This is a genomic window from Ralstonia sp. AU12-08, assembly GCF_000442475.1.
GTDB classification, from domain to species: domain Bacteria; phylum Pseudomonadota; class Gammaproteobacteria; order Burkholderiales; family Burkholderiaceae; genus Ralstonia; species Ralstonia insidiosa.
This window is the reverse complement of record NZ_ASZV01000026.1, coordinates 43164-57797: the sequence shown is the minus strand read 5'-3', so window position 1 is coordinate 57797 and position 14634 is coordinate 43164. Positions and strand designations below refer to the sequence as shown.

Sequence of the window (14634 nt, the reverse complement as noted above, 5' to 3'; positions counted from 1 at the left end):
TGCAGTCGCCGGCAGCAAAGATGTGCGGTGCGCTCGTGCGCATGGCGCGGTCGATGACGATGGCTCCCTGCGCATTGACTTCGACGCCTGCCGCTTCAAGGTTCAGGCTGCGCGTGTTCGGCGCGCGACCGGTGGCGACCAGCAGCTTGTCGGCGCGCACTTCCCCCTGCCCGGTGGTGAGCACGAATTCCCCGCCCGCATAGGCAACGTGGCTCGCCTGGGTGTGGTCCAGCACCTCGATGCCCTCGGCGCGGAAGGCGTCTGTTACGGCTTCCCCGATGGCCGGGTCTTCTCGGAAGAACAGCGTGCTGCGCGCCAGGATCGTGACCTGGCTGCCCAGCCGGGCGAAGGCTTGCGCCAACTCGACCGCCACCACGGAGGAACCAATCACGGCCAGCCGCTCGGGGAGCGAGCTGCTTTCCAGCGCCTCGGTGGAGGTCCAGTGGGGTGTGTCCGCAAGGCCCGGGATTGGCGGAAGCGCCGGGCTCGCGCCGGTGGCAATCAGGCAGCGGTCGAAGTTCACCTCGTGCGTGCCGCCGTCAGCGGTCGCCACGGTCAGCGTGCGCGTGTCCCTGAACCGGGCCTCGCCGCGCAGCACGGTGATGGCCGGAGTGCTTGCCAGGATGCCTTCGTACTTGGCATGGCGCAGCTCCTCGACGCGGCCTTGTTGCTGGGCCAGCAGCCGCTCGCGCAGTACAGCGGGCGCTGCGGCCGGCAGGCCAGCATCGAACGGGCTTTCGCGGCGCAGGTGGACGATGTGCGCGGCGCGGATCATGATCTTGGACGGCACGCAGCCGACATTGACGCAGGTGCCGCCGATGGTGCCGCGCTCGATCAGCGTGACGCGGGCGCCTTGCTCCACGGCCTTCAAGGCAGCCGCCATCGCCGCGCCGCCGCTGCCTATCACAGCCACGTGCAGCGCTTGTTCACCGCCAACATGCTTCGTTTCGCCACCGAGCCAGCCCAGCGCCTTGTCTAGCAGGCCGGCAGGCTTGTTCGGCGTGTCGGTAAGCCGTGCGCGATAGCCGAGCGTGGCCACTGCGGCAACCAGCGGGGCCACGCTCACGCCTGCATCCGCCTCGATTTCGGCCTGCCGCTGCGGATAGGACACCGAGGCCGCGCGCACGCCGGGCACGTTCGTCAAAGCCTGCTGGACGTGCTCGGCGCACGACGTGCAGGTCATGCCTTCGATGTGGAGGGTGATCGCCTCGGCCATGATTACGCCCTCACTGCTTGACGCTGGACGGGTAACCCGCGTTTGCGGTGGCCTTGGTCAAGGCGTCGGCATTGGTCTTGGCCTCGTCGAAGGTGACGACGGCCTCCCGCTTCTCGAAGCTGACTTCGGCCTTCTCGACGCCGGCGACCTTGGACAGAGCCGTCTTGACCGTGATCGGGCACGCGGCGCAGGTCATGCCGGGCACCGACAGGGTGACGGTCTTGGTGGCAGCCCAGGCGGGCGCGCTTAGAGCGGCGGCCAGGGCGATGAGGGTGGTGAGGGTGGTGAGTTTCTTCATGGTGATCTCCTTTCAGTAGAACAGCGGCAGGACGTAGGGAAACGCGAGGGCAACCAGAACCAGGGCGGCCACGATCCAGAAGATCACCTTGTAGGCAGTCCGCACTTGGGGCACGGCGCAAACGTCGCCGGGCTTGCAGGCATGGGCTGGTCGGAAGATGCTGCGCCAGGCGAAGAACAGCGCGATGAGCGCTGCGCCGATGAAGATCGGCCGATACGGCTCCAGCACGGTCAGGTTGCCGATCCACGCGCCAGAGAAGCCGAGCGCGACCAGGACAAGGGGGCCGAGGCAGCAGGCCGAGGCGAGGACGGCCGCGACGCCGCCGGTCGCCAGTGCGCCGCAGCCGTTCTTGGGTTCCGACATAAGGTTCTCCTTCCGGGACTTCGCTTGATGCTGTAACGTTACTTCCGTAGTCAACTACGGAGTCAAGCGCCATGGAGAACGCTCAAGAGAATCTGACCATCGGGGCCTTCGCCAAGGCAGCCCGGGTCAACGTGGAGACGATCCGCTTCTATCAGCTCAAGGGCTTGCTACCCCAGCCGGAGCGGCCCTACGGTCGCATCCGCCGCTACGGGCAGGCGGACGTGGCGCGGGTGAAGTTCGTGAAGTCAGCCCAGCGCCTGGGATTCAGCCTGGATGAAGTCGGCCAGCTCCTGAAACTGGAGGACGGCACCCATTGCAGCGAGGCGGCCGAACTGGCTGCTCACCGGCTGGCCGATGTGCGCGCACGCATGGCGGACCTCACGCGGATGGAAGAGGCCCTGTCGACGCTAGTGAGAGAGTGCAACGCGCACCATGGCAATGTTTCCTGCCCGTTGATCGCAGCTTTGCATTGCTGCTAAAGGGCCCACTTCGGCTCTTAGCGTACGATTTTTTTCCGTTTTCTGAGACGACCCCTGATTGGCGATGGCTTCGGTCAGCACGGGGCGCAGGTCAGCGCCTTTGAATCGCAGTGACATGGATGAAATCTCCTGTGTGGAAGAATGAGAAAGGCCTCCATCCGATGGGATGAAGGGCCTGTAGTGCACGCGGCCGGAACGGCTGGAACGCCGTGGCGGATGCCTCGGGTCAGCCGCAGGACCGCCCGGTTTCGCTGCGGGGCGTCATGCCGGGACGGCCTGGCGCTTGCGGGCCGCTTTCGCGTCGAGGATGCTCACGTCGATCTGGCGCCAGCGCCCGTCGTCGATGAGCCTCTCCAGCACTTCGCCGAGCATGTCGAAATACACCTCGTCGTGCCGATCGACCAGTTCGACCGATTCACCGTTCTGACGGTGCAGTTCCACCACGTAGGTGTCTCCGCCGCGGTCGTAGAGGATCGTCACCCGGCCCTCGAACTTCGCGGTCGAGACCGTGAAGCTGATCGCCGGCGGGGTCTCGATGATCTTGGAGGGCGTGGGATCGACCCAGGTGAAGTCGCGGGCACCGGCATCCACCAGCATGTGGGTGATGCGCCGGAAGCGATCGGGGGCCGGCATCTCCTCCAACTGCTCGATGAGCTGGCCCAACTCCATGCACTGCGGCGTGGGAATGGGCAGCTTGGCCGGCGCCGAGCCGAGGATGTGCCTCGTGATGGTGTACGGCGTGCCGTCCGAAGTCTCCTCGGTGATGACCTCCGGCGTGTCCGCGCGCAGTCCGTCGAAGCGACGACGGGCATAGGGTTGGACATGCACCTTGGCGCCTTCGGCAGGAACCGTGGTCACCAGGCTGGGATCGAGCACCGCGAACTCGGAAGGCTTGAGCTTGACGACGATGGCATCGTCGGTCGCGGCGACCACCTTGCCGTCGAAGGGTTGGGGGTCGATGGCGAAGCCCAGCGTTGAGGACAGCGGCTGATCATCGAACACGCGGTACTTGAACGACCGCACGTTGCGGGGCACATGGCCTGCGACCAGCGAAGGCATCATGGATTTGATGAGGGAACGATCCATGGGGAAACTCCTTGAGGAAAAACAAGGGATTCCCCGCCCGCAAGGGAGAGGTCCCTTGTGGGTGGCGTGGATGGACGCGGTAGGTCCGTAGGAAGAAACGACCAGCACGGTTTCCCGCGCTTGCAGCCTCGAAGGTCTCGACTGCCTGGGCATGTGCCGGCAACGCCGACGAACATGGGGCAAGCATGGCCCTGGGGCGGTCTGCCTGCCCGCAGGAAACGGCACCGCACCACAACCGTTTTCCTGTGCTGCGGGCAAGAAAAAGCCCCTCGAAAGGGGCTGGAGGAATCAGGCTTGGTACACGAAGTAGTGCTCGCGCTGACGCGGAAAGAACACGTGTTTCCACGTGTCGCCGCTTGTGTTGCCACCGTCGAAGACGACCATTTCGTAGTCGTCCACGTCGGTGTCCACCAGGTCGGCGCTGGCGATATGGCGCATGTGCAGCGTGCCGCTCATGCGCTCGAATACCAGGATCTGGCCGATGGCATCTTCCTGGCTCATGGCGTTGACGCAGGCTCCGAGTTGGTGCTCGAAGTCGGATGCGGGTGTGATGAGGTCGGGGAACATGGGATCGCTCCTGTGAAAGTGCGCCGGCCCGGCTCTCTGGCGGGAGACCGGGCCGGCATGCGGTGAGGACAAGGAAGGCCGGGGATGTGTGTGGCAGCTATTCGCCGGCCAGCGATAGGCCCGGCAACACGGGTGCGTCGGCATCGAGGATGAGGATGCGCACGTCGGCCTGGCCGGCCAGTTCAAGGATCTGTGCCAGCTCGTCCGGCATGCCCTTGCTGCGGTGCTCCTGCCGAAGCTGCTCGGCGGCGATCCCCTCGACGTCCTGCAGGTGCTGGTCCGTCCAGGGCGTGGAGATCAGCTTGACGCCGATCGCCGGGCTGTAGGGAATCCGGAACGCGATGAACAAAAAGGCCTCCGGCGTCGCGAGGTCAGCCAGGTTGGCCAGGTACTGGCCGGTTTCGCGGCTGATGTGCGCGCTGCTGATTTCCCAGCACCGGCTGTAGTAGCCGGTCTCGAAGCTCAACCGCTGCACGACTTCCCGTGCGGCCTCGGCCGAATAGGTGTCGCCAATGTGGACGGGGCGGCCGTCGAAGTCGTCGCCGTGGATCGCGTACACCACGGCACCCACCATGCCTTCGCCGCTGCCCCCTTCAGCCGCGTCGCATTCGGCGATCAGTGCGGCGCCGACAGGTTCGGTGCCAGTCCTGACCACCGCGAAGTCGCTGGTGATGATGCAAGGAGAAGAAACCAGCGCCGCGTCGCAGAGGTGCTGCTGGCTCGGGTGGATGTTTCGCCAAACATGCGGGCTTCCGTCCTCGTAGCTGATGGACAGCGTGCGGACGATTTTCAGATTCCAGTAGCCGCGTAGAAAGGGATTGGGATTCTGGGACATGGGATTTCTCCAACAGAATAATGATGGAGCAAATCCCCGCCACCGGGAATTGACCCCGGTGGGTGGAAAGAAAGGAAACAGCGTCAGGTGACGCTGATCGTTGGCGTTTGGGCCAATCGCTCGGCGACGCGCCGGCGCAAATTCATGCGGAATGGCTCGTCGCTGACGCCCGCCAGCAGATTGATGGTCTCCAGCGCGATCAGGGCCGAAGCCTCTTCGATGTCGGCGGCCACAATGGTCTTGCGCAATTGGTCGCCGAGCTGGAGGGCCTGGGAGGAGGAGCTGATGAAGCGGACCTCGCGGCTCAGGTAGCAGCCGTTGCCGCCGAACTCGAACAGCCGCGGCTTGCTGCAGTACCAGCAGCCCTCGAACTGGATGGCGGTCAGGTGGTGCCCGTCATCGAACCGGGTGGCGATCAGAAACAATGCGTCGAGATCGGCGGTGTCCTCGAACGAATGACGGTCGATCAAGTTCCCCAGCTCTTCGTCCTCATCGGCACGGAAGTGCACGGCGAGCAGTTCGAGCAGCGGCGGGATCGACAGCCCTTCGTCGTCCGGCATCGGAATACCGAGTTGCGTGGCCAGGTCTTCCAGGCCATCGAGCACGTCCGGCCATTGCGGATTGGTGGTCTCGGCGATCTGGGCGATGTAGGCCTGCCCGTTGCCGGGGTGGCTCTCGTCCAGCGCGAAGGCGCCGAACAGCGCCTGGATGACGGGCGTCACACGGTCGAGCACGAGAACGCCGGTGGCTTCGTAGTAGTTGTTGGCCATGAAGGCTCCTTTCGATGAATGAACGGAGCCAGCCCTTGCGGACGATGGCATCCGCAGGGGAAACCGCCTGATGCCGGATGGCGCTGGGCGGGGAGAAAACGCGAGGGACATGGCCTCGAACGAGGCGCATGTCCCTCATGGGGTCCCGTGAACGCAGTGATGAAGGTGTGCCAGGGACCGGCTCACCAACCGCTGTAGTTCAGCAGCAGGTCGGCGATCACCTGGCGACGTTGCAGATCGAGACCATCGAAGTCCGACAGTCCTTGGAAGTGGCAGCGCTTGAGCATGGCACCGCCCTCGCGCGCGTTGTAGAAGCTGAACATGGCGGACAGGAACATGCGTTCCCCGCTGCTCAGGACGCCGAGTGCGTCGTTGGCACGCAGCATGTCGGGACGCAGATCCCACTTGCTCTTTGCCTGGTTCAGGCCTTCGCGCGTGCCGTCGCCAAACCATTGCGGGCCTGCGATCTCGACGCCGCGCTTCCAGACCTCGAAGAAGGCTTGGGGCGCGGCGGCGAAATGCTGCTCTTCCCGCATGATCTGATCGACGACTTCCTGGGGCAAAAGCTGGTTCATGACGTGGTTCCTCCAGTTGGATCAGGGTGTGGCGAGCTGGGACCAGCCGCCTCTTTCGAGGGCACGTTGAGCCGCGGCATAGCTGCGGAAGTACTGGCAGGATTCCCGCGAAACGGGACCTTCTGTATCGCGCGTGCCGATGTAGTGGCCGGCGGCGCTATGCAGGATTTCGAGCGGCAGGAACTTGCCGCAATGGATCAAGGCCAACTGGCCGAAAGAGGCTTGCTGGGACATGGACGGGCTCCTTGGAAAAAGCGGGGCCTCGTCCCTCACGGGATGGCAGCTCCCGCACGCGGTTGAGAAAAAAGCATCGGCGTCACGGGTGACGCGCGTCCGCAGACTCGATGCGATGGCGGACTGGCGGGTAGCGCGGAAAGAATCCGCGGCAGCCTGGAAACTCTGGCTGCTGGCATGGTGCTGACGAATCAGCGACACATGCGGGCAGCTTCATGCGCGAGGCGAGCCGCGTCAGCCGGAAATCGGCATTTGCAACAGCCCCGATTGGCGAACGCGGAAAAAAGAAAGCCCCGCAATAAGTGCGGGGCTGTCAGGAGGATGAGGCGAAACTGGGTCAGCGAGGCCTGTCGCCCAGTACATGCTGCTTCCACAGGGCGAATGCCTCGTCCGGTCCCAGCTCTGCGAGGATGACGATGGGCTGGCCCCGACGGGCACGCAGCGATGCGAAATACGCTGGCCGGTCGGCGATGGCGTTGGGGCACTTCGCATAACCCCATTTCCGAAGGCTGAACCGGCATGAGGGCGCTCGCGTCGTTCAGTTCGGGGTTCTCGGTGCCGCTCAGGCCCCGTCATCGCAGCCTTGGCGGGCGCCCGAGGCCCTGCAAAACTGCGTTTGCAGGCTCTGCGGGCGCACCTCTCCCTTCATCGCGCACACCCGCACGGGTCATGGCGCACCAGCCAGACCAGCCGCTTGGCGTTGTACGCCGCGCACTTCAGCAGGATCGCCAGTTCGTTTCTCGCCAGCGTCATCGCCCGCACGCACTTGCCGCCCAACTGCTCGAGGCCGGCGAACACATGTTCGCCTCTGGCGCGGACGCGGTTGATCGCCTTGTTGCGCGCGTCCAGTCGCACGCGCCGCTCCTGCCCGGGCTTCGCACGCCGCGCGATGCCGTCCCGCAGCCCGTGGGCCTGCAGCAACTGGCGGTTGGTCTGCGCGTCGTAGCCTCGGTCGGCCAGCAGCCGCGCGCCGGTGTTGGCGCGGTCCAGCACCTCCTTGAGCGTCTGGCCGTCGTCGGCGTTGGCCGGCGTGACCTTCGCCTGGCGGATCAGCTTGTAGCGCGCGTCCGCGTTGGCGTGCACCTTGTAGCCGTAGAAGCTCTTGCCGTGCTTCTTGGTCCAGCGCGCGTCGCGGTCGGTGTGCTGCAGCCGCTTGGCATTCCAGCCCTCGGGCCTGCGGCCTTCGTTGAGCGCTTCGCGCTCGTCCTTGTTCGCCTGGGTCAGCGGTGCCTGCACGATGCTGGCATCCACGATCTGCCCGCCGCGCGGGATGTAGCCGTGCTGCTGCAACTGCAGGCTCACCGCCTCGAAGATGGCGCGGCCGCCCAGACCGCCTTGGGCCAAGCGCTGCTTGAAACTCCACAGCGTGCGCGCATCGGGGATGTGCAGCGCGCCATCCAGGCGGCAAAAGTGCTGGAAGCTCATGCGGTCCAGCACCTGGTACTCGCAGTCCTCGTCGCTGAGGTTGTACAGCGACTGGATGAACAGCAGCCGCACCATCACCTCGGTGGGGTACGGCGGGCGCCCGCCTTTGCTACGGTCAGCGCGAGGGCAGGCGGTGTCGACCCGGGCGGCAATGGCCGCGAAGTCGATCAGTTCGTCCATCGCCGCCAGGTTGGCAATGAAGCCGCCGAGCTTGGCTTGGCGCTGGTCCTGCACGAACAGGTCAGCGTCAGGCTGGTGACGCCAGAAAGACGAGGGCTTGATGCGCGGGGTGATCATGGGCGACATCATGCCGGCTCATTGGCGACAACGGTTAGGGAGGTTTCGAGAAGTGCCCGTTGAGCTTGATGCCCTTTAGGAACAGCAACTGGCGGGGGCGAACTTTGGTGGTAACGCAGGCATGATTGCGCTTGTTTGGGGCAAAAGGGCCAGCGAAGCGGGCGGACACGGCCAGAAAACCGCGACGAACTACTTGTACTTGCCAGGCGAGGCGAACGGGTGACATCAGCATATCGCTATGCGGTAAAGAAGACCGTCCTAAAGCTTGCAGGATCCCGGCATAGCTTCATCATCACCTCTCCGTGACGGCTCATTGGAACGAAAAAGGCCAGCATCGCCGTGATGGACTTTCATAATTGCCAGGTCAACTGGCTTGCGTGCTGTTTATTCACAGCAAGGCATTGCGACGTCGTTGCAGCAATCGCCGCCATCGCAACAGGGCGTTGCAGCAAAAGCGGCGGTGGGCGCTAGCATGAGGGCCAAGCCGCGGCCGCTCATGCTGGGGGCCGTTCTCTTCAGATTGGTGTCCTGCACCGTGTGCATTGCGAATTTCCGGATCGTCCCAATGTCACTGGGACTCCTTTGTGGCGGCCGGGTTCTCCACGCTCATGAACGACTGGGCCACCAGCGCGATCGCCCCGCCCACGATGGCCATGTCAGCGATGTTGAAGGCGGGCCAGTGCCAGCCGTGCAGGTGAAAGTCGATGTAGTCGATAACGTGCCCGCGCGTGGCGCGGTCGAACGCGTTGCCCAATGCGCCGCCCAGAATGAGGCTGTACGAAAGGCCTTCCGTTTTGCGCAGCGGCCGGGAGAGCAGCCATGCGAGCCATGCCGATATTGCGAACGCGATCGCCAGAAAAAACCACCGCTGCCAGCCGCCCGCGCCAGCAAGGAAGCTGAACGCCGCGCCGGGATTGAGAGCGTGAACTAGGTTGAAGAATGACGCCACCTCGTGCGACCAACCCAAGGGAGTTGTCGCGTCAATGTAGCTCTTAGCTGCCTGATCGCCGGCGAATATAACGATCGCGAGTGAGTACCACTGCGTCTTGCGAAGAGATGGTTCATCCATTGTTCATGCCGCCTTGAACTTCAGGAGGCGCAGCCCATTGACGACAACCAAAAGACTTGCCCCCATGTCAGCGAACACAGCCATCCACATGGTGGCATGCCCTGTGAACGTCAACGCAAGGAACACCGCCTTGATGCCAAGGGCCAGAACGATGTTCTGCGTGAGGATCGCCGCAGTGCTACGCGACAGCCGGATGAAGGCGGGGATCTTGCGCAGGTCGTCGTCCATCAGGGCGACGTCGGCTGTTTCGATCGCGGTGTCGGTGCCGGCCGCGCCCATGGCGAAGCCGATGTCGGCACGGGCGAGCGCGGGCGAATCGTTGATGCCGTCGCCCACCATGCCCACCTGGCCCTCGCCGCCGACCAGGCTTTCGATGGTCTTGAGCTTGTCTTCGGGCAGTTGGTCACCACGGGCTTCAGAGATTCCGACCTGGGCAGCGATGGCCGCGGCCGTGTGCTGGTTGTCCCCCGTCAGCATCAGCGTGCGCACACCCAGCGCCTGCAGGTCGGCCACCGCCTCACGGCTGGTTTCCTTCACGGTGTCGGCCACTGCAAAAATGCCGAGCACGGTCGCATCGTCCATCAGCAGGATCGCTGTCTTGCCTTGGCGCTCCAGGGTCTCCAGCCGAGCCTGGAGCGTCGCTTCGCTCAGGCCCAGCTCCTGGGCGAGCCTGTGGTTGCCCATGTGCAACATGCGCCCGGCGACGCGGCCGCGCACGCCGCGGCCAGGCAGCGCCGCGAAGTCGTCGACCTCGTGCAGCGCGATGCCGTCACGGTTCGCCTTGCGGGCGATGGCCTGAGACACAGGATGGTCCGAGCGTGCCGCGAGGCTTGCGGCCCAGGCGGCAACTTCCTGCGCCTCGCCGATCAGCGGCACGAAGTCGGTCTGCTCGGGCTTGCCATGTGTGAGTGTGCCGGTCTTGTCCAGGGCCAACGCCTTGAGCTTGCGCCCGCCCTCCAGGTAGACGCCACCCTTGATCAGGATGCCGCGTCGGGCGGCAGCGGCCAAGCCGCTGACGATGGTGACCGGCGTGGAGATGACCAGAGCGCAGGGGCAGGCGATCACCAGCAGTACCAGGGCCTTGTAGACCCAGTCAAACCATGCGCCGCCGAAGGCGAGCGGCGGCACGACGGCAACCAGCACGGACACCGCGAACACCGCCGGCGTGTAGACGCGGGCGAACTGGTCGACGAAGCGCTGCGTGGGCGCACGGCTGCCCTGCGCGGACTCCACGGCATGGATGATGCGCGCGAGCGTCGAGTCGCTGGCGCCTGCGGTCACCTTGTATTCGAAAGAGCCGGTCTCATTGATGGTTCCGGCGAAGACCTGGTCACCTTCGGCCTTCTCGACGGGCAGGCTCTCGCCGGTGATGGGCGCCTGGTTGATGGCCGATCGACCCGAGGTGATCAGGCCGTCCAGTGCGATGCGCTCGCCAGGACGCACGCGGACCACCGCGCCCTTTGCGACCTCCTTGGCCGGCAGCTCTGTCCATGAGCCATCGGCCTGCCGCACGGTCGCGGTCTCGGGCGCCAAGTCCATCAGCCCCCGAATGGCGTTGCGGGCGCGGTCCAGCGACTTCGCCTCGATCACTTCCGCCAACGCGAACAGGAACATGACCATGGCGGCCTCCGGCCAGTGGCCGATCGCCATGCCGCCGGTGACCGCGATGGCCATCAGGGCGTTCATGTTCAGGTTGAGGTTCTTCAGCGCGATCCAGCCCTTCTTGTAGGTGCTGAGGCCGCCGGTGAAGATCGAAACCAGTGCCAGCACGATCACGGCCCAATGATTGCCGTCGTTGACCCAGTACACGCCTTCGGCGGCCACCGCCGCAACGCCCGAAACCGCCATCGGCCACCAATTGGTCTTGTGCGCGGCCACCGGGGCATCGCGCGGCTCATCAGTCCTCTGGACCTCGGCTTCCATGCCCAGCGATTCGATGGCTTCGACTGCCGGCTTGATCGCGTCGGGTGTGTGCCGAACCGTGAGCGTGCGCTGCATCAGGTTGAAATCCATTCCCTGCACGCCCGGCATGCCTTGCAGCTTGCCGCGGATCAGACTTTCCTCGGTCGGACAGTCCATCTTCGCGATGCGAAGTACCGTGGTGGCTGTCTGCATGTCCTGCCGCGCAGCCTGCATTCCAATGGAAGCAAGCGCCTTCTCGATCGGCGCTGAGGTCGCCAGCGTGTGCTGGACTCCCAGCACACGCTGCATCAGATTGAAGTCGAGCGCGGTCACACCCGGCAGCTTGCCCAGCCGGTCGCGGATCAGCGCTTCTTCCGTCGGGCAATCCATGTTCTCGATCCGGTACGTCACCCGCTCGCCGATCGGCGGCGCGGAAACGGCAGCGGTTGGTTGCTGCTGCAGGGCCGAGGATGGGATCACAGCCGCGGCTTCGATCGGCCCCGTGTGGCCGAAGGTCTGCTCCTTGGCGCGCATGCCGATCGAGGCCAGGACCTGCTCCATCTGCGCGCGTGCCTGAGCGAGGTGTTTCACCGACAGGGTGCGCTCAGCGAGGTCGAAGTCGAGGTCCTGAATTCCCTCGACTGCCCCGAGGTGCGAGCGGATGAGTTTCTCCTCGCTCGGGCAGTCCATGTTCTCGATGCGGTAGGTGGTCGACACGGCGGCGTCTCGGACAGCCTGAGCCTTCATGCCCACCGAATTCAGCGCTTGCTCCAAGGCATCGGCCGAGACTTCGCGGTGCGAAATGGTCAACAAACGCTGCGGAAGATCGAACAGGAGCCGCTCGACACCGGGCATGCCCTCCAGCGTTCGCCGCACCAGTGCTTCCTCATTGCGGCAATCCATGTTGCTCACGTGGAAAACGGTGGTTTCAGTGCTGGCCTGCTCACTGGCGCACGCCGTCTGTTGGCCATTGCCGCCGGAGCAGGCGCATGGGCTGGAAGGTTCTTTGTTCATAGATCGCTCTTCATTGACAAGGTTTTCCCCGGATGCCATCATTAGAAAACCTCTAGTAGATATAGAGTCAAGTTTTTTATAGGAAGCAACCATGATGCGGATCGGTGAACTGGGCAAGAAGGCAGATTGCTTGGTGCAGACCGTGCGCTTTTACGAGTCAGAAGGCTTGCTGCCCGAGCCTGCACGTAGCGAGGGCAACTTCAGGCTCTATGACGAAGTCCATTTGCAGCGCTTGCTGTTCATCCGCCGCTGCCGGGCGAAGGACATGACGCTGGATGAGATCCGTCAACTGCTGAACTTACGGGATCGGCCAGAGTTGGGCTGCGGCGAGGTGAACGCGCTGGTCGACGCTCATATCGCGCAAGTGCGGACCAAGATGAAGGAATTGCGCGCCTTGGAGCGCGAGTTAATGGATCTGCGACGCTCCTGCGATAGCGCCCGAACCTCGCGCGAGTGCGGCATTCTCAACAGCTTGGCCGAGCCCGCCTGAAGCTCGAGCGTGTCATCGGTGCTGGAAGTGATCGGGTCCAGTTCTGAGAGCCACGTGCCGCGCTCCATCATGCGAAAGCGCGCGATTCTGACGTTTTGAGACGGCGTGCGACCGAGGGCGTGGCCCACAGGAGCCAGCGCGAGCCGGACGACCTGCGCGCCGCAATCTCCGCCACCTTACGGGTTCTCCAGGCCAGACCGAGCATCGCGGCGTGGCTGCGCAGGTGCAGGTGCAGGCCAAGGTAGCAGTGCGCCACGACGCGGCCCGACTCATGGGCACGCCACGCAACTCGCGATCGCTTCGCAAGAAGCCGCAAGGCCCGACTCGCGCAAGAATGCGACGTGGGCAAGATCGTATAGCCAGCAGCGCAAGCGTTTGCCGCTGCTGGCCGGCTCCGGAAGGGATAGACAAGCTGCGGGCCGTAGTCCATTGGAAAGTCCATCTTTCTTGAGTGTCACTCTTTGGCGCCCAGCGTGTGCTTTTGCGACCGGAAAGCGCTGAACAAGTGGCCCCCGGGCATCCAGAAATCGCCGTAGTTGACTTGGGCGTCTTCGTGCTCACGCTTGTGATGCCAGCGATGGGCTTCAGCCACCCCGATCAACAATCCCAACGGCCCGACCCGGTATCCCAGATTGGAGTGCTGGAAGGCCAGATGCACGACCAAGAAGCCGAGCCATGCGCCGACGGCCAACCACAGCTTGGAACGCCGCTACTGGCTCAACGGGGAGTGGAAAGGCCGCCCGCCCTCTAGCAAGGCGGCACAAGCGAGCGCGACGATCACTGTGAGTAGCTCCGTCGGAAAAGACGGCCGGCCGGTCGCGAGCTCGCCGAAGAGCACAACCGCAGTGGCGCCACGGATCAGTGGATAGCAGCCATACCGGATGACAGTCGCAATGAAGGGGGCGCATTGGTGCTCATCTGTTCTGTCCTAAAGCTCTGACTGGATTGGAAAACCTTCTAGCTACGGTAGAGTCAAGGGCGTCCGGGAAGACCCTGTGGCAAGTTCGTTGCATCTGCGCCTTGACTCTCCAGCCGCTACAGGCTTCAGCATCCATCGATTTGGAAGGAACAATGCATGGCTGAAAACCACAGAAATCACGAAAACGACGAGTTGGGCCGCCTAGATGCGAGCGATGCGAAGGACCGAAAGATTCTTCTGACTGTGTTGCTGATCAACCTGACGCAGTCCGCCGCCGGCATTGCCCTTGGCATCTGGGCTGGCTCTACGGCGCTGATGGGCGCCGGGTTGGACAACCTCGCCGATGCGTCGGTCTATGCGGTTAGCCTGTATGCCGTCGGTCGTGCGGGAACGGTCAAGGTGGGCGCGGCCCGCTTGTCGGGTTTCTTGCTAATCGGCCTGGCCGCGCTGCTGCTGTTGGAAGTCCTACGCCGCTTCGCTGGAGGGGAAGAGCCTGTCGGCCCAGCCATGATGGCCATGGCCGCGCTGAACGCGGCTTTGAACCTAGTGTGCCTCAGACTACTGCGCCGCCATCGCGGGGAAGATGTGAACTTCAAGGCGTCAGCGATCTTTACCAGCAACGACTCCATCGTCAATGGTGCGATTGTGCTGTCCGGGGTGCTGGTGATGGGGTTCGGGTCGAACATCCCGGATCTGGTGCTGGGCGTCATCGTGGCCGCAATCGCAGCGAATGGGGGGCGGGAAATCCTGCGCGAAGCATCGGAAACAGCTCGCCGTAAGGCGGGCACATAAGGCATGTTTTCGCCCAGTTCATCCCGAGGTTTACCTCTGCAAAAGAGGTAGTCCAGCCTTTGGGCTACGGCCTCGGCTGCAGCCGAGCGTACCATTGGCGATGGCCGCGCGATAGGCGGGCATGCCGTTCTCGACCTCCGTCTGCCGTACAGCAGCGGTGCGCAAGGTTGAGGGTGCATGTCGTCTCTCCTGTTCGTGTGGCCCAGGCCAATGGCCGGGCCGGGACGTTGATGGGCAGGAGAATGGCGCCGAAGGCCCAACGGCCTTCGGCTCGGGAGAAAAGAGGAACCACCCGTGGGCTGA

The 14634-nt window shown here is 64.1% G+C and carries 17 protein-coding genes; 3 read left to right on the top strand and 14 right to left on the bottom strand.

Annotation, left to right across the window (positions count from 1 at the left end; genetic code table 11):
• From C404_RS44665 to merT, 3 genes are all read right to left on the bottom strand, one after another.
• Positions 1-1216, bottom strand: a 1216-nt coding sequence (locus C404_RS44665; protein WP_021195299.1) for a mercury(II) reductase, incomplete at its 3' end; no start/stop codon positions are given.
• A gap of 10 nt (positions 1217-1226) precedes the next feature.
• On the bottom strand, positions 1227-1514 hold the full coding sequence (gene merP / locus C404_RS44660) for a mercury resistance system periplasmic binding protein MerP (protein WP_003116826.1): 288 nt from the start codon (positions 1512-1514) through the stop codon (positions 1227-1229).
• Positions 1515-1526: 12 nt separating this feature from the next.
• Positions 1527-1877 carry a mercuric ion transporter MerT gene (gene merT / locus C404_RS44655; protein WP_003116827.1) on the bottom strand — a complete coding sequence of 117 codons (351 nt, stop codon included), beginning with the start codon at positions 1875-1877 and terminating at the stop codon, positions 1527-1529.
• Positions 1878-1948: 71 nt separating this feature from the next.
• Between merT and merR the strand changes: the two genes are divergently transcribed.
• Entirely contained in the window at positions 1949-2356 is a 408-nt protein-coding gene (gene merR / locus C404_RS44650; RefSeq protein WP_003098939.1) for an Hg(II)-responsive transcriptional regulator, read from the top strand.
• 261 nt (positions 2357-2617) lie between these two features.
• Here merR and C404_RS44645 read toward each other — a convergent pair whose 3' ends face one another.
• The 9 genes from C404_RS44645 to C404_RS44605 form a co-directional block, all read right to left on the bottom strand.
• Positions 2618-3442, bottom strand: a complete 825-nt coding sequence (locus C404_RS44645) for a hypothetical protein (RefSeq protein WP_003098941.1) — start codon at positions 3440-3442, stop codon at positions 2618-2620.
• Between the two features lie 288 nt (positions 3443-3730).
• On the bottom strand, positions 3731-4009 hold the full coding sequence (locus C404_RS44640) for a hypothetical protein (RefSeq protein WP_003116828.1): 279 nt from the start codon (positions 4007-4009) through the stop codon (positions 3731-3733).
• Between the two features lie 97 nt (positions 4010-4106).
• On the bottom strand, positions 4107-4844 hold the full coding sequence (locus tag C404_RS44635; protein WP_003116829.1) for a DUF5983 family protein: 738 nt from the start codon (positions 4842-4844) through the stop codon (positions 4107-4109).
• An 83-nt stretch (positions 4845-4927) separates the two neighbouring features.
• Positions 4928-5614, bottom strand: coding sequence for a hypothetical protein (locus C404_RS44630; RefSeq protein ID WP_003116830.1), 687 nt, complete (start codon positions 5612-5614; stop codon positions 4928-4930).
• A gap of 182 nt (positions 5615-5796) precedes the next feature.
• Positions 5797-6189, bottom strand: coding sequence for a hypothetical protein (locus C404_RS44625; protein WP_003116832.1), 393 nt, complete (start codon positions 6187-6189; stop codon positions 5797-5799).
• 21 nt (positions 6190-6210) lie between these two features.
• Positions 6211-6423 carry a hypothetical protein gene (locus C404_RS44620; protein WP_003116833.1) on the bottom strand — a complete coding sequence of 71 codons (213 nt, stop codon included), beginning with the start codon at positions 6421-6423 and terminating at the stop codon, positions 6211-6213.
• Between the two features lie 645 nt (positions 6424-7068).
• Positions 7069-8157, bottom strand: coding sequence for an IS5 family transposase (locus C404_RS44615; protein WP_021195298.1), 1089 nt, complete (start codon positions 8155-8157; stop codon positions 7069-7071).
• Positions 8158-8713: 556 nt separating this feature from the next.
• Positions 8714-9214, bottom strand: a complete 501-nt coding sequence (gene lspA / locus C404_RS44610) for a signal peptidase II (RefSeq protein ID WP_003098955.1) — start codon at positions 9212-9214, stop codon at positions 8714-8716.
• A gap of 3 nt (positions 9215-9217) precedes the next feature.
• Entirely contained in the window at positions 9218-12130 is a 2913-nt protein-coding gene (locus C404_RS44605; RefSeq protein WP_003098961.1) for a heavy metal translocating P-type ATPase, read from the bottom strand.
• Between the two features lie 91 nt (positions 12131-12221).
• Here C404_RS44605 and cadR point away from each other — a divergent pair, with 91 nt between their 5' ends.
• Positions 12222-12620 (top strand): Cd(II)/Pb(II)-responsive transcriptional regulator, encoded by a 399-nt coding sequence (gene cadR, locus C404_RS44600; protein ID WP_003098965.1) that lies wholly within the window; start codon positions 12222-12224, stop codon positions 12618-12620.
• A 67-nt stretch (positions 12621-12687) separates the two neighbouring features.
• Here cadR and C404_RS60685 read toward each other — a convergent pair whose 3' ends face one another.
• Together C404_RS60685 and C404_RS60680 are read right to left on the bottom strand one after the other, a co-directional pair.
• Positions 12688-13050, bottom strand: a complete 363-nt coding sequence (locus tag C404_RS60685; RefSeq protein ID WP_196495817.1) for a DUF3703 domain-containing protein — start codon at positions 13048-13050, stop codon at positions 12688-12690.
• A 24-nt stretch (positions 13051-13074) separates the two neighbouring features.
• Positions 13075-13311, bottom strand: a complete 237-nt coding sequence (locus C404_RS60680) for a hypothetical protein (protein ID WP_003098970.1) — start codon at positions 13309-13311, stop codon at positions 13075-13077.
• A 384-nt stretch (positions 13312-13695) separates the two neighbouring features.
• Between C404_RS60680 and C404_RS44590 the strand changes: the two genes are divergently transcribed.
• Positions 13696-14331, top strand: coding sequence for a cation transporter (locus C404_RS44590; RefSeq protein ID WP_021195296.1), 636 nt, complete (start codon positions 13696-13698; stop codon positions 14329-14331).
• The last annotated feature ends 303 nt before the right edge of the window (positions 14332-14634 follow it).